We start from the raw sequence: 21,605 nt of genomic DNA on the forward strand, positions 1-21,605 counted from the left end.
TTCCAGTATCCAAGTATTATTATACTCCCTAGGTATTATAATTTATAAGATTTTGTAAATCATTTAGGATTGCTATAACACCTCAATCAGAAAAGTTGCGGCTAGATTTAGTGTAGCTAAAAGCTTTGTACAAAAACTACTATCTCTTCATAAATGTCAAGGTAGTTTAGAACCCAAAAAACCAGGTGGGGCAATGAAGGGGGCATTGTATGGAACGGAAGTTCAACTACAGGCAATGGTTGAACGATATCCAGATGCAACATTATTAGAATATTGTGAATATTGGGGAGAAAATCATCATCAATGGGTCAGTAAAAGTGCAATGTGTCGGGCATTACAGAAACAAAAACTTACCGTAAAAAAAAACATCGCGCAGTGACCAATGGAAAACAGAAAGAGTCCGAAACTTGAGAATTGAGCATTGGCAGAAAGTTAAGCAAATCCCACCAGAAAATTTAGTTTTTATCGATGAAATGGGCGTTTTACTGGGGTTAACACGAACTCATGCCCTAAGCTATTATGGAAGTAGGGTCTATGATTTTAAACCATTTTATCGAGGCTCAAAGGTGACAGTAATTGGGGCAATTAGCTTAAAAAAGGTGTTAGCTGTAATGACATTGGATGGTTCAATGAATGGCAAAGCATTCCAAGTCTTTGTCGAAAAGTGTTTACTACCACAACTATGGGAGGGTGCGGTAGTTGTCATGGATAATGTCCCCGCCCATAAAGTGAAAGAAATCGAACCTTTAATTCAATCTGTTGGGGCGAGCGTTCTTTACCAATCACCCTATTCTCCTGACTTTAATCCCATTGAACATTGGTGGTCACAATTAAAAGCTTTTTTACGTCAGTTTTCTCCCACTACTCCAAAAATGGTTGATGTTCTAATTGCCACCGCACTCGATTTGATGAATCCCAAACATTTAAAAAACTGGTTTACACACTGTTGTTACTGTACCTCATAAACCTGGGATACGCTGTATGATGTCAAAGACCAGATAATTAAAATAGGTGCAGGCACAAAACAGACACCAGCTTTGACTATAAGATTAGTACAAATTCGCTCCAAGACTTCCTGGCGTTCTTATCTGACAAGTGTCCGAGAACCTGAAATATTGCCCCCCTATGTAGTAGCAGATTTATATCAAAGACGCTGGCGAATAGAAGAGGCATTTTGTACAGTAAAAAGATTATTAAATCTCAGCTATTTATGGACAGGTTCATTAAACGGAATTAAGCTCCAAATCTGGGCTACTTGGCTATTTTATGCGGTTTTAGTAGATTTAGGAGATGCGGTGGCCGATGAATTAGGAGTACCAATTGAACGGGTTTCATTAGAAATGATTTATCGGGGGATGTATCATTTTTCGGTTGCCTATCAAAAAGGAATAGCTTCTGACCTAGTTAAGTATTTTGCCGCCGACGAAAATCAAGATTTAGGGATTGTTAAGCGACGGCGAAAACCTCATGTCAGGCTAATTATTTCTCCTTTCCCTGGAACTCAAAGAAGTCCCGAACAATTTTTTTTCAATAATAAAGGAACCAATGGAGCCATATTTTAATTGAGTCAACAGGTAAAAAATGAGTAAAATTACTCATTGACAATAGTGCTTTTAGCTTAACTTGTGAGTAATGCTCTATTGACCGGGTATTAAACCCCGATTTGGTATCATTACCTTGCAAAGGGCGTTGTGGACTAAAAAAAATCCTAGCTGCTTTTGTTAAAAAACAGCTAAGATTTTTTAATGACCACCTATTTCAGGACTTTAGTCTGCTGTTGCCAAAACTGGATTCTTAGTTTTGCCGATCGCCAAACATTTTTTAACAGCAGCAATTACATCTTCCACATCTGCATCTGTTAATTTTGCCGAAATCGGCAAGCTAATTGTATGCAGTCCGATGTAGCTAGCATTCGGATAGTCTTCCGGCTGCCATCCAAACATTTCTTGATAGATAGGATGTTCCGGCATACTCATGTAATGTACGCCGACACCGATATTTTCAGCATTGATAGCGTTGAGAAACTCGTCGCGGCTAATTCCTGCTTTGGCTTCATCTACCAAAATGGTGTACAGGTGATAAGCATGAATTGTATCCGGTTCTGGGTTGGCGGGCAAAGTAATCGGCAGATCCGCAAATGCTTCATTGTAGCGCTGCCAAATCTGCTCCCGCCGCTGCCAATAAGGGGCAACTCGTTTCATTTGATGAATGCCGATCGCAGCTTGCAGATCCATCATATTATATTTAAAACCGACTTCCACCACTTGGTAGTGCTTGTAACCCGAGTCTCCGAAGCGCTTCCAAGCATCTTTGCTCATACCGTGCAGCGCTAAAATTTTGAGCCTGTCTGCGTCTTCTTTACTGGCCGCCAGAATCATTCCTCCTTCGCCGGTCGTAATGTTTTTGGTAACATAAAAGCTGAAGCATCCGAAGTCGCCAAATGTGCCCGCTTTACGTCCCTTGTACTCTGTTTCTATCGCGTGAGCGCAGTCTTCAATTAACTTCAAGTTGTGACGGCGAGCAATCTCGCAAAGCGCATCCATATCGCAGGGACGACCCGCGAAGTGAACCGGCAAAATTGCTTTAGTTTTTGAAGTTATTTTAGCTTCAACTTGAGCCGGGTCAATATTCATTGTCACTGGATCTACATCCGCCAGTACCGGTGTTGCGCCTGCGTGAACGATCGCATTAACTGTAGCGCAAAAAGTCATCGGAGTAGTAATGACTTCATCCCCCGGTTTTAAAGAAGCAGCGAGGATGCTTAAGTGCAGTGCCGCCGTACAGGAATTGACTGCAATCGCGTACTGGGAACCCTTGTAAGCTTTGAAGTCATTTTCAAAATTCATGACTTTCGGGCCTGTACCCAACCAACCTGTTTTCATGGTTGATACCACTTCTTGAATTTCAGCATCTTCGATTGCCGGAGCGCCGAAAACCAAGAAACGGTCTTTTGAACGAATAGGATTGTTGTTCATGTTGCTAGTGTTACCCAGTAAATAGGGTTGATAGAGTGAAAGTGTACTAACCTGACAGGTACGGTTTTATTTGTTGAATTCGAGGTGCTGATAATTAATGCAGTCTCTCACCTTTTTTTTTCAACTTTTTTTAGTCAATAGTTTTGGCGAATAGGTTGCGTCATGGCGTCTGTTATAGCACGAGATTACTCACGGCCAGCCGTTTTTCCGCAAGCGCCTGACTCTGACAGCGTTTCTCTATTTTAAAATATATAATCTGCAATGTCCACCCAATCGTATTTCAGTTTATGGGGGATACACAAGCTCTGGCCTGCATTTTTGTCTCAAATAGTTTTATTACTAAATATATAGGTATTTTATTTAAACTTTTTGTAAACATCGAACATTTATCGCGAAACTTCTTTCACAGCCAAGTTAATATCTGACAAATTTTGCACGAAAAATAAAATGTGACTCCACTGTAATTTATGCAGGTTCACTAACATTCTGTGCTAGGTCGAAGCAATCAACCCCGCTGGACAAAATCCACTACAATCTAGGCAGACGAATCTTGTTCAAAATATCTTGCAGCCGTTCTGAAACGCCGCCCAATTGTTCTGACAAAGCTACAAGTTTACCGTAAGCTTCAACTAAACGATCGCCCTCAACATAAACTTCTGGAGTCGGATAATTCTTCATCGCTTCCAGCAGCGTAATCTCGTTATCATTAGTTGCAGACAGCACCAAGGCCTCGCGCAAAGCTTCTCGATTTGCATTCCCAGAAGGAGTGCGAATTACCTGACCCACTTCATCGAGAATTATTTCCCCAACCTTGCTGTTGAGCGTTTGATCCAAAAACCTTTGACTCACTTTTACCGAGCTCGTCAGACTGCTGCGAACAGCTTCCGGCTCTTTTTTTGCCTTTCCCAGCAACATTTCTAACGCGGGGGACATTTTCCCAGTTTGTGCAAAAATTTCTAATTCGCTGACGGGTAAAGTCATTCTGATCGCACTGTATTTGAGCACTACCTTTTCGGCAGCAGCCGCAGCATTGCTGTAAAATACAATTCCCGCCCCCGCTGCTAAAAATAACGTCCACCGCCCTTGGAAAAACGATCGATCCATAGTTAAACCTCCCAACATCTTTTTCTACTTCGACTTTGACACATCTCATTAGTTACTGCACAGGCTAAGGTCTTCGGGAAATGCCAAATTATTCGATCGCCCCAGCACTTAAACCATTTTAGATTTTAGATTTTAGATTTTAGATTTTAGATTTTAGATTTGCAAATGACCGATCATCGTGGTTTCGAGTATGGGCCTAGAGTTGCATGATTTTTGGGAACTGGTATTACCGATATCGGATGCTAGGCAACAAACTCGGTTCAGGGCGCTGGTACGGGCTTCTCTGTGCGCGGTGCGCACCCTACTAGATTCTATCTCCCAATCTCCCGATCCTCGCAAAATGCCGAACGCCAGCTCTTCTATCAGTGAAGGCTGGCGCTGGGCTTAAATTTATTTTATATATTTAGGGTCTTTATGAGAGCTGACCCCAATTGAACGAATTAAAAGCGGTTTATGATTAGGGTCTTTAAATTTGCTGACCCCAATTGAAGCCACATCCTTATCATTACAGGGATCGCTGGCAAACCAGGATTTCATAATAATTTCTTTATATTTCTAACTTTTCCTTGCCTCAGATAGATTTTTGTGTCAATTTGTAAATTTTTGTTACTTCGACTTCGGGGATCGGCCCTCGGCGCGCTGCTCCCAGCGAAACAGGAACACCATCAGGGCCACAACTCCGACTTGCAGGGCAAAGTTGGGCAAAGCAGAACCAATTTCCCTGCCCGAGGCAATTTTAGCGAGGAAAACTAAGCCGCCGATAAAGCCCGAAGCGCCACAAGCTACGTAAACAAACTGTCGCAGAGGCCGATAGGGAGTGGCCATTTCTGCGGTTAAACGCTCGTATTGTTGGCGGCTGAGGTTGCGCGGGTTTTTTGGGATGTATTTGCGATCGTCCGAATTTGGGGCTGGCATAGATTTAGGAAATAGGTAAATTAGGATTGGGCCACAAAAACCCGGTTTCTACCAAAAACCTTCTGGCTTAGGTGGCAACTACTGCCGAAAAACCGCGTTTTTGGTACTGTGGGCGCAAATCGAGTGAATATTAGACTACAACAAATATCTCACAACTGCCGAAATAAATCACCGCTGAATCCAAACCACAACTGTCTGCAAACAGCCGACAAAAACACCCAAAAGACCTCCTAAATTTACAATTCCCTGCAACTCGCTTTGGACAATTCCCTGAATTGCTAACTCCAACTCTTCAGGAGAAGTACCTTTTACTCGATCGACAATCACCTGGTCGATATTCAAAATCGGGATAGCCTGAGCTACAATATTTTCTAAATCCCTCTCTAGATAGCGCTCTAAAACCAAAGCAAGTTCTTTGCTAACAATTTCCAGGGAAGCGCTCATCACCGCTGAAGTTTGTAATCGATTGAGAATCAACCGCGAAATATTTTCCCAATCAATAGATTTGCTCAACCCCTCAAGTACCTCTGTACCCCGCTGCTGAACGTAGCTGCGAACGCTGTCGCGCATAGTTTTTCGCAACTGTCTCACAGTCGAAACCGGTAAATTTTGCATCGACAAATTTTGCAGCCATTCCTGAATTCGCCCGCGAATTCCCAAAGAAACAGTTAACTCTGCTAACCGCTGATTTGTCGCTTCTCTGTCATCCAGACAAAAAGTCCGCAGCCGAGTTAAAGTGTTGCGCAAACCAAACAAATTTGCTACTACCCAATAAGTGCCGCTGGTTTTTTCTCGAAACCCTTCATCGATGATCGAAATATTGCGATCCGTCAAAAAGTCAATTAAAGCCTGACGCAGCACTTCCGGGGGTATTACTACCTGCAACAACCACTCAGCAAGCTGAGCCGCCTGAGCTTCCGTTAACTGAATCTCCAGCAAAACTTGGTCAAAAATTTGATTTAGCTGAGCTTCTAAAAAATCTTCCCGGCGCGCCAAAACTTTGAGAATTCGCGGCACAGATTCCCCCAGCAAATCTCGCAGAATGTTAGCGAGAATTTTAGCGGTTTTTTGCTCTGCGTCTGCTTTTACCTGATCCAGGGCCAACTGCAACAGCCAGAGAATTATCGACTGCATCCGCTCAGTTTGCAGGAGGCGGCGCGCCAAGTTTTGCAGTTCCTCCGGCGTCAGCAGCGAACCCATAATTGTGTCGGAAATTCGCTTTGCCAAGCGCTCTTGGTTGCGGGGGATCAAGCCTGGAGTGAAAGGCAACTGCCGCCCTTTGATGTAAATAGCTCGATAGGGGCGGAACAGCATTTTGATTGCTATATCGTTAGTGAAATAGCCAATAATTCCTCCCACTACAGGTGGGGCCAACAACAGCCAAATGTCAGAGGGATTCATCAATAATTGGGAATTGGGAATTGTTGATTGTTGACTGTTAACTGTTGACTGTTGACGACTGACAACTGACAACAGTCAACTGACTAATACCAATACTCCCATCATAGCTCCAGCAATGGGGTAGTGGGTGGCGGCGGCAAATCCGGCTTTGTTGGCGATCGCGACTTGCTCCTGGCCGATCGGGAATTTTTCTAAACTAGGATTAATGTAAGCATATTCTTGAGTCATGCCAAATTGCTGAGCAATGGGCACTACGAGACTGTCTAGATAAAACTGCTGAAAGCTCCGCATTAGGGAATTGCTGGGGCGGTGGAGGTCGAGAATAGCTGCTTTGGCACCGGGTTTGAGTACGCGGTGCAATTCCTGAAGACTGCGGGGGATGTCAGTCACGTTGCGCAGGCCGTAACCCATTGTGGCGCAGTCGAAGTAATTGTCAGCAAAAGGCAAGTCTAAGGCGTCAGCTTCTACCCAGGAAATGGGACTTGCAGGGGTGAGAAAAGGTCGATCGCGCCTGGCGGCAACGGCCAATTGTTCGGCGGAAAAATCTACTCCAAACACGCAACCCGTCGGCCCTGCTTGTTTGGCCAGCAACAAAGCTAGATCCCCGCTACCGCAGCACAAGTCTAAACAAGTATTGCCGGGACCCGCACTGCTCCATTTCACCGCCATTTGCTTCCAAATCCGGTGTTGCCCAAAGCTCAACCAGTCGTTCAATTGGTTGTAAACTGGTGCAATTCGATTAAATATAGTTTTAATTTGTTCTGCGTTATTAGTCATTAGTCATTGGTGGTTGGTAATTTGTAATTGGTGATTTGTAATTGGTAACTGGTAACTGGTAATTGCTAGTTTGTCATCATGTAAAAATAATTAATCCGTCCATTAATGTCATGCTGTCGCCAGTCATTAATGCTTTTTATTGTTAGCTATCCGCGAGATTTTGTTTTCTTGAATCCTTCGTTTGCTATTATTTTAAACTCAAGACAGAGAGCCGACTAATAACTAATGACTGACAACTAATGACTGACGATACCGCCCAAAAACAGGTACAAGCTCCCGACAATCGTCGTGGAGATTCCTAAATTTTAGACTTTTGTTCAAGCTCCAAGATTCACTGCGCTGCAAGTAAATCTAAAATCTAAAATCTAAAATCTAAAATCGACTGACTGATGACTAATGACCCTGAAAACTCGTCAATACCAAAGCAACTTCTTGAGCGGCGAGGTGAACTGTTGTGAGTTCGTCGGGGCGAAGGGAACAAGGTTGCTTCCACTGCATGGAAATCAGGGCGATCGATCGACCTTTGTGAATCACCGGGATGCTCAGGTGAGCTTGAATGCCGGATTTCTGATAGTGCGGCAGGCTCGCTAAGGCTGTGTCGATCCCAATATTCACAGCACCCTGAATAGTTTGAGAGGTAATTGCTTCTCGAACCAGAGGGTCATCTGCCAGCCAATTTTCCACAGTTGAACCAGTGGTGTGAGTGCCTTGGACTGGTATTAAAACATTTCCTTCCACCAGTTGCAAAATGCAACAGTCCGCCAAAAAATTATCACTTATAGCAGTAGCAATTGGGTCTAAGCTTGCTTCCAAACTCGGATAATCCCCAGCCGTTTGCATGATTGTTGCTAACAGTTGTATTTGATTTTGGGCGCGATCCAATTCCTCAGTCCGCTGCTTGAGAATTTCATAAGTCTCGGCCGCCTTTTGCACCACCATTTTCAGTTCGTTCGGGTCCCAAGGCTTGGTGATATACTTGTAAACCTGTCCTGAGTTAATCGCATCCACCAAGTCTTCAATGTCCGTAAAACCAGTCAAGATAATTCTGACCGTATTCGGAAACTGGGGTACGGTTTTGCTCAAAAACTCCGTTCCCTTCATTTCGGGCATCCGCTGGTCGGAAATGATCACGGCGACCTCGCCTTCGATGCCGAGGACTTCCAAGGCGCGAATTCCGCTCTCAGCTTTGAGCACGTTAAAATCTCGTCGGAAAGTGCGGTAGAGTAAATCCAGATTGTCTGGTTCGTCGTCTACTACCAGCATTTTGGGCTTTTTCGGTCTGTGTAGGGTCATGAGCTGGCGTTTAATTTGATCGAGCTCTGAAATGGCATTATCCATAACAATACGATAAACTCCCCTTTGTAAATTTAGGCGAGCAACTATTCTGTAACAATAGTCTCATAACTCACTTACTATTAATCTATCGCTCTGCCGCGACACGAGCCTTGCCGGTATCCAATCACACATAACTTAGCGCTAGTTTTTGATTCAATTATGACTGATACACCGCAAGATTCATCCCCTCCTGCATCTGCATCCTCCACAACTGCTGTGGATGCCGAAAAGTTAATTCGATCGCTCCGCCGAAAAGAAGGCACTTGGGTAGAGTGGGGACACGCCTGCACTGCACTGCTAAAAGCTGGCTACAACTCTCAAAGGATTTTTGAAGAAACTGGTTTTGAGCCAATTCAGCAAAATCAAGTAAGCGTCGCAGCCCAAGTCTACACCAGCATGGTAAATGCTGGGGCTTCAGAGGAAGTTCGATCGCACTTCTTGGGCAAAGGTAGCGATATCTTATACGAGTTTCGGATTCTCTCTCAAGTAGAGCGGGCCGGGGCCGCAGCTTTGATGCTAACCCACAATTTGGATGTTGACGATGCTCGCCAAGTTGCTAAAGCGATCAAGGAGTTTTCGCACTTCGGGAGTCTCCCCCAAGGGTTCACAGACACTCCCGGCGATGCTATGGCTTACCAATGCTGGCAATTAGCAAGACAGAAAAGCGATTTGCAAGAGCGATCGCGCCTAATTGCTCGCGGTTTAAAATTAGCTAGCAGCCAAACCGCTAGGGCGCAAATCGAGCAGTTGCTCGTCGATTTTACCGTAGTTCCGAGACGGGAAGCGCCCCGCCTGCCCGTCTACCGACTCGATACCGAGGAACAATTGCCCCGGATTGTCCCGGTTGTGGGCAAATTGCCGCTTTCTACGACAGATTTGCTGGCAGTGCCTTTGCCGGAGGAAATCGAGCCGTTCCGAATGGTAAAATTTTCCGGAGCCGGAGCTTGGGTGGCGATTCCCGGATGGCAGGTAATTTTGAACGCTGAAGATCCGGTGGCGGTTTTGGAAATGAGCGATAGATTGCCGGTACCGCTGCAAGGGAAAGTAGAAGAAGTTTTGATTATTGCCGATCGAGCCCAAAGACAGTGGGATGCTGAGAGTTATTTCCTTGCCGATAACGCTGGCAATCTAGAGTTGTACTGGTTTGAACAATCCCCGGATATTCCTATTTTGGGGCGAGTTGTTCTGGTCATGCGTCCGAAAAAGATTGTGGATGAAGACTATACCAAAGATGGATGGCAAATTGATGATTAGTCAGTTGACTGTTGACTGTTGACTGTTGACTGTTGACTGTTGACTGTTGACTGTTGACTGTTGACTGTTGACTGTTGACTGGAAAGCTAATAACAACTAACAACTGACAACGAACAACTGACTACCGACAACTGACTACTGAGGCGGTTTCGGTTCTTGAATTGGCGGAACAGAATGCTGTTTCTTAAATCGATTAAAGCCGTAAACCGCAGCCGCAATTAACAGAAAATAAGGACTGTAAGCCAACAGCCAAATACCCAAAGCAAACAAACCGAGCGTCAATTCACCCACCGAATGAGTCGCTTTCCCCCAAGTTTCTTGCACCCGCAAACCTAGAGAAGGTTCGGGAGTTTGTTGAGCCGATACTGCTGCTTCTAGAGTTAAGCTAATAGTCGAATAGGCTACTTGATTTCGCAAACTTTTTAACTGCGCGTCAATGCGTTCGATCGACTCCCGAATATTGCTCAACTCTTGAGCAGCTTTGAGCACGTCGCCGACAGAGCCCGATCGCTCCATAATTTTTAACACCATTTCTTCCGATTTGCGGAGGTTCCGCAGTCTAGCCTCATTGTCAACTAATTGATCGGTAACATCCTCAGCCGTCAGAGCACGGTTCTCTACAGTTCCGAGTTTTGTCAAAGCCTCTAAAGTAGTTTCTAACCGTTGTTGAGGCACGCGAATCTCCACAGACGCGGTTTGGCGGACACTCGAATCCGGCGGCTTTTGATTTTGGAAACCCAAGATATCGCCTTGCTGTTTTTCGACAATATTAGTAACAGATTTAGTGCTGGCGTCAATAGATTTGACAACTACACTGAGTTGGGCTTTTTTAATCAGTTGGGGACGGGTTGCTGGAGTTTCTGCTGCTTTTTTTGATGCACCAGGAGTTTTTGACCTTTGGGCTGGTGGCTCGGGTGCGGGTGGGGGTGGTGGAGCCGATGCGGGAACTTGGTTTTCACGGATGCTAGATGAAGCTCCGCCGGGTGGAGCGCTGCCGGTCGATTGATCTCCTCCGCAGCTAGGCAAAGCAATGGCTGAAGATAAAGTTAAGAATACCGCCACAGCAAAACGAGTTGTGCTGCTGTTGGCTGGGTTTGGGTTTGGCTTGGGCGGGGGGGAATTGATTTTGAGGTGAGTTTTCATTTGGGTGACTCCTATAAAAAAGGCTTGGGTATTGAATTTTATGCTGGTTTCAATTTAAGCTTCAATAGATAGTGTTAGTTTAGCCGATACCGAAATGGAAACGGTAGAGGTTGAATACTTTGGGATTGTTAACCGCAGATAAACGCATATGAACGCAGATGAAAGCCAATAAATATCAGTGTGATGACCGAAAACAATTTGGTCACAAGTCCCCGGATTTATCCGTGGAGCGATAAAAAAGCTCCTCGCTCCCGCCAGCCCCCGGATTTCTGAGCGAGGTCGCTTTATTCAATCTAAAATCTAAAATCTAAAATCTAAAATCGATTGACGGTTTGGGTTCTGGCCATACGCGATCGCAACTAAAGCAACTCGGTTTCTGATACCGTTTGAAAAGGCTGAACGCGACAAATATTTTTCTAATCTAAAATCTAAAATCTAAAATCTAAAATCGAATGACAGATGAATTTGATACTGATTTTATGCGATCGACAACCCAGATCGATCGCCCGGATGTAGCCTCAGCGCTTTCCGAATCAGGGTTTGCCGCAGTTTTGCGAGAACAAGCTTGCCTTAAAATTCGGGAAAGCTTGCGTGCGGGCCAACAGGACATGGCGGATTGGCAAGGCGGCCCCCTTGCTGTTTCGGCGGTTCCGGGGGCCGGGAAGTCTACGGGAATGGCTGCTGCGTCGGCAATTGCGATCGCCCGCAACCAGCTTCACAGCCGCCGCCAGTTAATTGTCGTGACATTTACGCGATCGGCTGCTGCTAATATTAAAGCTAAAATTCGGGAAAGATTGGCCCAATTGTCTTTATCGCAAGGCGGTTTTGCGGTGCACACTTTGCACGGTTTAGCTTTGAATATTGCGATGCGCCATCCCGATTTGTCTGGTTTAAATTTAGAAAATTCAACTTTAGTTACTCCAACTCAAAGTCACCGATTAATTCGCACTTGTGTAGAACTTTGGATTGCGGAAAATCCCCGCAGATATCAAGTTTTGCTGGAAGGACAGCAATTCGACGGAGAGGAAACGGAGAGGCTGCGGCGACAATCGGTTTTGCGGACGGAAATTTTGCCGCAGGTAGCGAAAACGGTGATTCACGAGGCGAAATCTTCGGGTTTATTTCCCGAACAGTTGTTAGAAATGAACGCTCTTGATACTGGGGACGGTTATGAGATTTTAGCTGTAGCTGGGGGTTTATATCAAAAATATCAGGCTTTGTTGAGGAGTCGGGAATTTATCGATTACGACGAGATGATTTTAGCTGCTTTGCGGGTGTTGGAAAATCCGAGGGCGAGGGCGATCGAGCAAAAGCAAGTATTTGCTGTTTTCGAGGACGAAGCGCAGGATTCTACACCTTTGCAGACTCGGCTTTTGGAAACATTGGCGATCGATCCCGATCATCCTACCTTGCCTCCCAATTTTATCAGAGTTGGCGACCCAAATCAAGCGATTAATTCTACTTTCACTCCTGCAGACCCGATTTATTTTAACCAATTTTGCGATCGGTGCGAAGTGGAAAATAAGTTAGCGACGATGGACGGTGCTGGCCGCAGCACTCAAGTAATTATCGATGCCGCTAACTTTATGTTGCAATGGGTAAATAGCTCGAAATTAGCGGGAACAGAACTGCCTTTTCGCGACCAAACTATTAAGCCAGTACCCAGCCATGACCCGCAGCAGAATGCCAATCCGGCTCCCATTGGTCGAGGCTTAGAATTGCATACTCCCCGCGATATTTACCATACAATTGAGTTAATTGGCAAGCGGGTAATTGAGTTGGTAGAGGAATTTTTACCGAGCGATTTTGAATTGGGCAGGGATGGCAAAGATATCGATTCAGGGGGAGAAGCGAGTGAGGGGGAAAATAGTGCCAAATTGCCGTTAGAAAATCTGAAATCGATGGCTATTTTGGTGCGGGAAAACAAACAAGGCAAGTTTATCAAAGAAGTGCTGGAAAATCCTCAAAAACACGGATTAAGCTTTGATTTGCGGAAATACGGGATTAAAATTGAGGATGTGGGAGAACGCGACAGACATTCTCAAGTACCTTGGGAAATCTTAACACTGCTGCAATTCCTCGATCGCCCCCACTCTCCAGACTACCTGAAAGCAGCCTTAAAGATTTTGAGCGATCGGCAACTCATTCCCAAACAAGACTACAATGCTTTTGCGACTAGCCCCGAGCAATTTCTTTACCCAGGCCCGCTAGACCCGCAGCAGTCAGACCCCGTTCGCAAATGTCGCTATTTTTGCTGCGGTTTGCTGCAAGCTAGCTTAGAATTGCCACCATACCAAATCATTTCATTCTTAGCCTTAGCGCTGCAATACGACCAAACAGAATTAGCCACGGCCGACAAATTAGCAGAACGGGTAGCAATCCAAACAGCCGGCAACAATTCAATGCGTAATATTTTGGGCGTACTGAGCGAAATTGTCAGTTCCGAAAGATTTGAACCTGTGGATGCAGACGACAAAATAGAAGAACGCTATACCAGCAAAGGTCAACTAACAATTATTACGATGCACAAAGCTAAAGGATTGGATTGGGATTGCGTATTTTTGCCGTTTCTGCACGAACAAACCATCCCCGGAAATTTGCGAGTTTTGCCGCAAACCCGATTTTTAGGAGATTTTACTTTAGCAGAGGTAGCGAGAGCGCAGATTAGAGCAAGTTTGCACGAAAAATATCCTTTACCTAATCTAGGCGAAGCCTGGGAACAAGCAGGTTATTTGAAAACAGCAGAAGAGTTTCGACTGCTGTATGTGGCGATGACGCGAGCAAAAAGCTTGCTGTGGATGGCGGCGGAGAAGAAAGGGCCTTTTACTTGGAACAAACCGGAGAATTTACAGGAGCAAAAACCTTGTCCGGTAATGCCTGTTTTGAAGCAGAGATTTCCGGGTAATGCGATATGGTAAATTTGGGGATTTGTTACTAATAGAATTTTTTACGAACCGCGAAGACACGAAGGACGCGAAGATTGAGAAGAGAAGAGAATTTTTAGCAAAAAAACATACTTTTAGAGGCAGGTCGATCCAGAAACCTTGGTATAATGCCAACAATCTCTATACAAAACTTCTCCTCTCTTCCTTCGTGTTCTTCGCGTCTTCGCGGTTCGTAAAAAAAAATCTCATTCACAAATGAAATAGAATTGCTATAGAGCAAAATTTGCACTAAAACTCGCTATGACCAACTCAGAAATTCGCACAGCTAACGTCACATTTCCCAACGGAGATTTGCAAATCGCTGCTTACCTAGCCCAACCCGCAGCAGAAGGGCAATTTCCCGCAGTTATCGTGATTCAAGAAATCTTTGGCGTCAATTCGCACATCCGCGAAGTTACTGAAAGAATAGCAAAAGAAGGATATGTGGCGATCGCCCCGGCTATCTACCAGCGTCAAGCCCCTGGCTTTGAAACGGGCTACACACCCGAAGCTATCAAAATCGGCAGAGAATACAAAGAAAAAACCACAGCTTCCGAACTTCTGGGCGACATCCAAGCCGCCATCGATTACCTCAAAACTCTACCCTCTGTCAAACAAGAAGGTTTTGGCTGCATCGGTTTCTGCTTTGGAGGACACGTCGCCTACCTCGCCGCTACTTTGCCCGAAATCAAGGCTACAGCGTCGTTCTACGGCGCGGGGATCGCCACTCAAACCCCCGGGGGTTCAACCCCCACGATCGCCCGCACAGCAGACATTAAAGGCACTCTCTACGCCTTTTTCGGCACTCAAGACCCCAGCATTCCCTTAGAACAAGTTGACCAAATCGCCGCAGAATTGCAAAAACACCATATTTCTCACCGAATTTTCCGCTACAATGCCGATCATGGCTTCTTCTGCGACCACCGCGGCAGTTACAACGCTACCGCAGCAGCCGACTCGTGGATGCAGGTGCAGCAACTATTTCATCAGGAACTTCAACCAGCTTAGAGAGTGGGAGATGGGGAGAGAGAAGAGTTGGGGAGAATATGACTTCATCTTTCCCATTGGTGACAAGTGACAACTAAATTACTGACAACTGACAACTAAACTGACATGAATTCCAAATCTACAGGTTCTCAAAGCGCAAAAGCATCCTTTTCAATGGACGATTTTGCTAAAGCCCTCGAACAGCACAATTACGAGTTCCAGAAGGGACAAGTAGTGCGCGGCAAAGTGTTCGAGTACGACTCAAACGGCGCGTATGTTGATATCGGCGGCAAGTCTTCGGCTTTTTTGCCGATCGAAGAGGCTGCTTTGAGAACGGTAACTGATTTGTCGGAAGTGGTTCCGCTGGATGAGGAACGGGACTTTTTGATTATCCGCGAACAAGATGCAGATGGCCAAGTTACTTTGTCTCTGCGGCAGTTACAAATTCAGCAAGCTTGGGAAGATTTAATTGAATTGCAGGAAACCGGTAAAGTTCTTCAGGTGCGGGTTTCTGGGGCCAATAAGGGCGGCGTGACTGTAGATGTTCAGGGAATGCGCGGTTTTATTCCCCGATCGCACTTAGTGGAACGCGATAACATAGAATCGCTGATCGGTCAATCTTTGAGCGTTAATTTTTTGGAGGTCGATCGCGATCGAGAAAAACTTGTACTTTCCCAGCGGATGGCAACTCAATCGAATGCCTTCAAGGATTTGCAAATCGGTCAGTTGGTGGAAGGAAAAGTCAGCAGCATCAAGCCTTTTGGCGTGTTTGTGGACTTGGAAGGAGTTAGCGGTTTGCTGCACATCAAGCAAGTCAGCCAAAAATATATTGATAACCTTGGAAAGGTATTTGCTCCCGGTCAACCCCTGAAAGCGCTGGTGGTTGACCTCGATGAAGGTAGGGGCCGGATTTCGCTTTCTACTCGGGTACTGGAAAATTATCCAGGGGAAATGGTGGATAAAATGGCGGATGTTATGGATACCGCAGAAGAGCGATCGGAACGCGCACGAAAGACTCTTTCTTAAGAGTTGACGTAATTATAATCCCATCTACAGGAAACAATAGGAATGTAGGTTGAACCGCAAATATCAGCCGATAAACACAGATAAAATGCCATCGGCGTTCATGTGTGTCCCTCGGCTGATATCTGCGGTTAAAAAATCCCAATCTAACTAATTTGCTTTCTTCTTGATTCCCAATCAAGCGGAAACAATATCACTATCAACAGTCAACAGTCAACAGTCAACAGTCAACAGTCAACAATCATTCCGGTGCAACAGAAATCGATCTAACATGACTCGCAATTGTTTCACTCTCCACTGTTGCTTCCACTGGCCAAGAATTTTCCATCTCTACTGTTTGTTTCGGTTGATAAACTGCCAAGTCGAACCAGAAAGTTGTACCCACATTAACTTCGCTAACTAAATTAATTTTAGTGTGGTGCTTGTCAATAATGTTTCTGACAATAGAAAGACCTAATCCGGTTCCTTCTAAAGTGTGAACTCGATTTTCTACCCGGAAAAAGCGATCGAAAATTGCTTGTTGGTCTTCGGGGTCTATGCCAATCCCCGTATCAGAAATTTCGATCCGCACAACCGGAAAATGTTGAGCATCCGGTGACAAGTTGTGGTTCCCGGGTGCGCCGTCTTTGTGAGTCTGCGCCTCCGACTCTAGCAAATACGCTCGAATGGCTACCTTGCCGCCCGACTGCGTAAATTTTAAGGCATTTCCTACTAAATTGGCAAATACTTGCAGCAGCAAATCGTAATGACCTAAAGCCGGCGGCAAATACGGGTCAACTTCTTGCTCTAATTCAATACCTTTATCCTTAGCATTCAACTGATAAGTCCGCAGGGTTTGTTCTACAGCTTGCGGGAGGTCAACAGCTTCCAACTGATAAACTCGGCAGGATTCCAGCCGCGACAAGTCTAACACGTCGTTAACTAAACGAGTTAGTCGATCGGTTTCTCGATTGGCAATTTCCAGAAATTCCCTGCGCTCGCTTTCTTGAAGGTCTTCTCCGTACTCATAGAGAGTTTCAATAAAAGATTTGATATTAAACAAAGGTGTTCTCAGTTCGTGAGAAACATTGCTGATAAAATTGCTTTTAGCCTCATTGAGTTCTACTTCACGAGTGATGTCCTGCACAGTCATCGCAATGCCTTTGAGACTCTCGCGGTATTGCCCGGAATCTTGATTTTTCGAGGTTTCCTCGTAGAAAGTACACTCTACAGCTTCCGGTCGTTCGGACTCGCTACAGTTATTTTCCTCGTCGCGAATGCAGCTTCTGCACAGCGGTTCCACTCCGGGCGCTTTGTGCAGAATGACAGTAGTTAAAACAATCCGAATTGTACGGTTGACTGGTTCGCCCATCGAGATGCGAAATTCGCCGCCTTCGCGATCGCCCGCGGCTATTTGGTGCAGGGGTCTGGCCAAGTCCTGCTGCACTTGGGAAGGCAAAATGTTCAGAACATTGACTCCGATCGCATTTCTGCCTTCCCATCCAAAAATCCGCCTGCCCGTCGGATTGACTAAAATTACCTGCAAATTCGCGTCCAGTAACAACGCCCCGTCAGCAATAGTTGAAACCAAAGTTTCTAACTTTGCTTTTTCCGCTGTCAGCTCTTCAATATTTTGTTCTTCATAACTTTCTAGTTTCTCGGCCATCTCGTTAAAACTGCCGATCAACTCGCCCAATTCTCCCCCCAAAGGTAGGTCAACTCGCTGCTTAAAATTCCCGCTGGCGATGTTTTTGACCCCGAAGACTAATTGTTTAATGGGCTGAGTAATTGTCAGGGCATTAAATACCGCGCCCAAAATTACCATCACCCAAATGGTTACAAATACTGCTAAAGTGACATCCCTAGTCAGATTTGAAGAGATAACTGCGGCGGGATTTGGGTTAATGCCGATCGCCAAAACTCCCAAATATTTGTCTTCGTGAATTAGCGGCACAAATACGTCGGTAACTTCTCCGTCTGGCGTCAAGTGCTGCCGCACCAAAGGCAAAGAAGTTAAATTTCTCGCCTCAATATCGGCGAGAAAATTATCGGGAAGTTTGATCTGGCGGCGCAGTGTCAGAGAAGTTTGTACCTCCGATTCCGAAAAGGGTATCCCCAGAAAAATATCCCCTGATTCGTCGGCGTACAGCATATAGCGGACGCTGGAAGTGCTGCTGTAAAATTGGCGGGAAAAGCGGGCGACTTCGGAGCGATCGTTTTTGGCAATCAGCGGCGCCACATTTGCCGATAACAGCAAACCCAGGTCCCGGCCGTAGCGAGTATCGTTAAGTCGGGCGTCTTGCTGAATAGTATTCACCGCCCAGAATGTCAGGCTGCTCATAATTAACGACACTACGAGGGTAGCACCGGCCATCAGGCGGGTCTGGAGGGTAAAATCCGACCACCAGCGGGCAATAATTTCTCCGATTTTGTTTAGTATGGCCAGCATTTCACCAGTTCAATATTAAAAGCAAGATCAATTCCGTTGGTTCCCGATCGAATTTTCTGCAGCGACTTGTCCGCTACCGCCACCGCAGAGATACCAAACTTCATTGTTACATTTCTACATTGAGATTGCTTGGCTTTCGGATGGCGGCCGATGTCGCAATTCCTAATTTAGATCGCCCAAAGCTCGGCGACCGATGTCCCGACGGCAGTAAACCCCTTCAAATTCGATGCAATCAACTGCTGCATAAGCTTTGGAAATAGCTTGTTCCAAAGTTTCTCCCGCCGCAGTCACGCCCAAAACGCGGCCGCCGTCGGTCACTAACTGCTGCTGCTTCAACTGGGTGCCGGCGTGAAACACTTCTGCTCCTTTGGCTTCAGCTTCCTCGATACCTGTAATAACTTTGCCTTTTTGATAACTTCCAGGATAGCCCCCAGAAGCCAAAACTACGCAAACAGAGGCCCCCGACTTCCAGCGAATGTTGGAATACTCACCGAGACGCTGCTGACAGCAGGCGAGCACCAAATCTTCCAAAGGAGTTTCCAGCAGCGACAAAACGGCTTGAGTTTCGGGGTCTCCGAAACGGCAGTTGAATTCTAAGACTGTGGGTTCTCCTTCGGGCGTAATCATTAAACCTGCGTAGAGTACACCCCGGTAGTCGATGTTGCGTTTTTGCAGTGCTGCGAGGGTGGGTTCGAGAATTTCTTCTTGAATCCTTTCCATGAGTTCTGGGGTGACAATCGGCGCTGGGGCGTAGGCCCCCATACCGCCGGTGTTGGCTCCCTTGTCGCCTTCGCCGATAGCTTTGTGGTCTTGGGCCGGCAGCAACGGTTCCACTGTGATGCCGTCGGTGAGGGCGAGAATCGAGACTTCTTGACCTGTTAAGAATTCTTCGACGACGACTCGGATGTTGTCGGTGCCGAATTCGCCTCGGAAAATGGTGTTGATGGCGCTGTGAGCCATTTTGACGGTGGTGGCAACGGTGACTCCTTTGCCTGATGCGAGTCCGTCTGCTTTGATGACTATGGGGGTTCCTTGTTCCAGAACGTATGCTTTGGCTGCTTCTGCGTCTGTAAATACGGCAGCTTTGGGTGTTGGGATGCCTGCTTCGAGCATCAATTCTTTGGCCCAGGATTTGCTGGATTCAATTTGGGCTCCGGCTTTGGTGGGCCCGAAAATCATGACTTTTTTCTGTTGGAAATAGTCGGCGATGCCTAGCGATAGGGGCAATTCGGGGCCGACGATGACTAATCCGATGTTGTTGACCATCACAAAGCGTTCGATGCCTTGGAAGTCGTCGATGTTGAGCGACAGATTTTGACAGCCTTTGGTGGTAGCTGTGCCGCCGTTGCCCGGTACGCAGAATACTTGTTTAATCCGCGTAGATTCTAGCAGTTTTTTTGCGATCGCGTGTTCGCGACCTCCGTTCCCCACAACCAAAACTTTCACAGTATCCTCACCTATAACTTTTGTTCCCTGAATATCTGATTTTCAGTGTTTGTACCTGTCTATCTGCTTTTTGCAGTGCTGTCAATTATGCCATGCTTGGCGCTAGGGAATTGCTAGATGTGGCACTTTTCTGGAGGCGTCGGGCTCTACCGCTGTTTCCCAACGGCTGGGATCGTGCAATAATTAAAGACTTTCGCCGCCGAATTTTTCTGGCTTCTGCCTCGATTTACTGATGCAATTAAAACTATTTTCTGGCTTTTAAATGTTCAATTCCTGTAATTCATTCGCGGACAAATAGCGATAAAATAGGCAGGTTGATACCAGGAATTTTACTCACATGAAATCAAATCAAACCGCTGCGAGTTCGTCTGCCAAATTTAAGCGGATGGGCGTTGTCGGCGGCGGCCAGTTAGCTTGGATGATGGGGGATGCTGCTAGGGCGCTGGGTATTGAATTGGTAGTGCAAACTCCTCATGCTACCGATCCAGCAGTTTCTGTTGCTGCTGCTGCTATTTTGGCTGCTGTTGATGATGTTTTGGCTACGGCTCAATTGGCGGATGACTGCGATGTTATTACTTTTGAAAATGAGTTTGTGGATTTGGATGGTTTGCGGCCGCTAGAACAGCAAGGTGTGTTATTTCAGCCGAGTTTGTCGTCGCTTTCTCCTTTGTTGGATAAGTACGTTCAACGCTGTTATTTACAAGGTTTGGGTTTGCCAACTCCGAGGTTTTGGGAATGGGATTGCAGCACGGATTTGCCCCCCGAATTGTTTAAGGCGGTGGCGATCGACTTTCCGGCAATTTCTGTTTCTGACAGCGTGCAGAGTGAAGGAAACTCGGATGCTGGATCGATCGACTTTCCGTTTGTCGTCAAAGTTCGCCGCCACGGTTATGACGGCCAAGGTACTTTTATTGTTAAGGATCGGGGGAGTTTTGAGTCAATTCGTGCTAAACTTCAAGGTCAGTCTTTGCTAGTGGAAGAGTTTGTGCCGTTCGATCGCGAGTTGGCTGTGATTGCAGCTCGATCGGCAACTGGCGAAATGGCGATTTATCCGATCGTCGAAACCCAACAGCAAAATCAGGTTTGTCATCTGGTGATTGCGCCCGCTGATATTAGTTTAGAGGTAAAAACTGAAGCTTGTGCGATCGCCCGCACTCTCCTCAACAGCTTAGAAGCTGTCGGCGTATTCGGCATTGAATTATTTTTAACCGCTGACAATAAGCTGTTAGTCAATGAAATTGCACCCCGCACCCACAACTCTGGACATTTTACCATCGATGCTTGCGAAACTTCACAATTTGAACAGCATTTGCGCGCAGTTTGTCAACTGCCTTTAGGCAATTCCGATCTGAAATGTGCAGGTGCTGTGATGGTAAATTTGCTCGGCTACGAGTCGGCTGAGTCCGATTATTTAGTAAAACGAAAACAACTGGCACAAATTAGCGGTGGTTTTGTACATTGGTATGGTAAGAAAGTATCGCGTCCGGGCCGCAAACTCGGTCACGTTACTGTAGTGCTCGACGGGGAATCGGTGGCTCAGGGGCGATCGCCAGCACTGGCGATCGCTCAAACCGTAGAATCCATCTGGTATGCAAGTTAAATTGCTCGAAGCTTGCCAAAATCTGGTTAGTTGGTATATATTAAATAAAGGTTCTACTGCGACGTTGGTGACTGCCAATAATGTTTTTTTGATCTATAACTCTTAACTCTCGGGAATCAAGATGTTTGGACAGCAGTAAACTGGGCTTGTACCCAGAAACTTTAAGTCCGAGCCAACGGTACCCACCTGGTAAAATACCAGGTCAAAAGCTGAGGTAAGACGGCGTTGCGGGGAGCCATCATAATATTGATTGAGATAGGCGCTGTGAAATATGGCTAGCCTATTTTTTTTGA

The 21,605-nt window shown here is 46.0% G+C and carries 15 protein-coding genes, 1 other RNA gene and 1 pseudogene; 8 read left to right on the forward strand and 9 right to left on the reverse strand.

The features are described from left to right. Positions 1-407: 407 nt before the first annotated feature. Both QUB30_RS16630 and QUB30_RS16635 read left to right on the forward strand, forming a co-directional pair. Complete coding sequence (locus QUB30_RS16630; RefSeq protein WP_333335175.1) at positions 408-965, forward strand: transposase; 558 nt, start codon at positions 408-410, stop codon at positions 963-965. A gap of 45 nt (positions 966-1,010) precedes the next feature. Then, positions 1,011-1,562 (forward strand): annotated as a pseudogene (locus QUB30_RS16635) (transposase); the annotation flags it as partial. Between the two features lie 204 nt (positions 1,563-1,766). On the opposite strand, the gene QUB30_RS16640 reads toward QUB30_RS16635, so the two are convergent. The 6 genes from QUB30_RS16640 to QUB30_RS16665 all read right to left on the reverse strand — a co-directional run bounded on the left by QUB30_RS16640 (position 1,767) and on the right by QUB30_RS16665 (position 8,510). Continuing rightward, a complete protein-coding gene (locus QUB30_RS16640; protein ID WP_333335177.1) occupies positions 1,767-2,975 on the reverse strand; it encodes a DegT/DnrJ/EryC1/StrS family aminotransferase in 1,209 nt (402 codons plus the stop codon). 528 nt (positions 2,976-3,503) lie between these two features. Beyond that, the gene (locus QUB30_RS16645) at positions 3,504-4,079 is read right to left on the reverse strand and encodes an alpha/beta hydrolase (protein WP_333335180.1); all 576 of its coding nucleotides are present in this window, start codon (positions 4,077-4,079) and stop codon (positions 3,504-3,506) included. Positions 4,080-4,685: 606 nt separating this feature from the next. Further along, positions 4,686-4,994 (reverse strand): DUF3493 domain-containing protein, encoded by a 309-nt coding sequence (locus QUB30_RS16650; protein WP_333335183.1) that lies wholly within the window; start codon positions 4,992-4,994, stop codon positions 4,686-4,688. Between the two features lie 168 nt (positions 4,995-5,162). Beyond that, positions 5,163-6,395 carry a DUF445 family protein gene (locus QUB30_RS16655; protein WP_333335186.1) on the reverse strand — a complete coding sequence of 411 codons (1,233 nt, stop codon included), beginning with the start codon at positions 6,393-6,395 and terminating at the stop codon, positions 5,163-5,165. A 75-nt stretch (positions 6,396-6,470) separates the two neighbouring features. Beyond that, positions 6,471-7,172 carry a bifunctional demethylmenaquinone methyltransferase/2-methoxy-6-polyprenyl-1,4-benzoquinol methylase UbiE gene (gene ubiE / locus QUB30_RS16660; RefSeq protein WP_333335189.1) on the reverse strand — a complete coding sequence of 234 codons (702 nt, stop codon included), beginning with the start codon at positions 7,170-7,172 and terminating at the stop codon, positions 6,471-6,473. A 393-nt stretch (positions 7,173-7,565) separates the two neighbouring features. After that, positions 7,566-8,510: a response regulator gene (locus QUB30_RS16665; protein WP_333335192.1), complete on the reverse strand. Its 945-nt coding sequence runs from the start codon at positions 8,508-8,510 to the stop codon at positions 7,566-7,568. Between the two features lie 156 nt (positions 8,511-8,666). Between QUB30_RS16665 and QUB30_RS16670 the strand changes: the two genes are divergently transcribed. Continuing rightward, positions 8,667-9,761: a RuBisCO accumulation factor 1 gene (locus QUB30_RS16670; RefSeq protein WP_333335195.1), complete on the forward strand. Its 1,095-nt coding sequence runs from the start codon at positions 8,667-8,669 to the stop codon at positions 9,759-9,761. 135 nt (positions 9,762-9,896) lie between these two features. Here the strand turns inward: QUB30_RS16670 and QUB30_RS16675 are convergent, their stop codons facing one another. Next, complete coding sequence (locus QUB30_RS16675) at positions 9,897-10,904, reverse strand: DUF4349 domain-containing protein (RefSeq protein WP_333335198.1); 1,008 nt, start codon at positions 10,902-10,904, stop codon at positions 9,897-9,899. Between the two features lie 452 nt (positions 10,905-11,356). Here QUB30_RS16675 and QUB30_RS16680 point away from each other — a divergent pair, with 452 nt between their 5' ends. From QUB30_RS16680 to QUB30_RS16690, 3 genes are all read left to right on the forward strand, one after another. Continuing rightward, on the forward strand, positions 11,357-13,822 hold the full coding sequence (locus QUB30_RS16680; protein ID WP_333335201.1) for an ATP-dependent helicase: 2,466 nt from the start codon (positions 11,357-11,359) through the stop codon (positions 13,820-13,822). Between the two features lie 267 nt (positions 13,823-14,089). Further along, on the forward strand, positions 14,090-14,836 hold the full coding sequence (locus QUB30_RS16685; protein ID WP_333335204.1) for a dienelactone hydrolase family protein: 747 nt from the start codon (positions 14,090-14,092) through the stop codon (positions 14,834-14,836). 105 nt (positions 14,837-14,941) lie between these two features. After that, positions 14,942-15,841, forward strand: coding sequence for a S1 RNA-binding domain-containing protein (locus tag QUB30_RS16690; RefSeq protein WP_333335207.1), 900 nt, complete (start codon positions 14,942-14,944; stop codon positions 15,839-15,841). 238 nt (positions 15,842-16,079) lie between these two features. On the opposite strand, the gene QUB30_RS16695 is transcribed toward QUB30_RS16690, so the two are convergent. Both QUB30_RS16695 and purD read right to left on the reverse strand, forming a co-directional pair. Continuing rightward, positions 16,080-18,266, reverse strand: a complete 2,187-nt coding sequence (locus QUB30_RS16695) for an ATP-binding protein (RefSeq protein ID WP_333335209.1) — start codon at positions 18,264-18,266, stop codon at positions 16,080-16,082. 162 nt (positions 18,267-18,428) lie between these two features. Then, on the reverse strand, positions 18,429-19,712 hold the full coding sequence (purD, locus tag QUB30_RS16700) for a phosphoribosylamine--glycine ligase (RefSeq protein WP_333335212.1): 1,284 nt from the start codon (positions 19,710-19,712) through the stop codon (positions 18,429-18,431). Between the two features lie 337 nt (positions 19,713-20,049). On the opposite strand from purD, the gene QUB30_RS16705 reads away from it, so the two are divergent. Together QUB30_RS16705 and ssrS are read left to right on the forward strand one after the other, a co-directional pair. Beyond that, positions 20,050-21,312 (forward strand): 5-(carboxyamino)imidazole ribonucleotide synthase, encoded by a 1,263-nt coding sequence (locus tag QUB30_RS16705; RefSeq protein WP_333335215.1) that lies wholly within the window; start codon positions 20,050-20,052, stop codon positions 21,310-21,312. 50 nt (positions 21,313-21,362) lie between these two features. Beyond that, positions 21,363-21,550, forward strand: a non-coding RNA gene (gene ssrS / locus QUB30_RS16710) — 6S RNA. The last annotated feature ends 55 nt before the right edge of the window (positions 21,551-21,605 follow it).

The organism is Microcoleus sp. BROC3, from assembly GCF_036702515.1.
Classification (GTDB): Bacteria; Cyanobacteriota; Cyanobacteriia; order Cyanobacteriales; family Microcoleaceae; genus Microcoleus.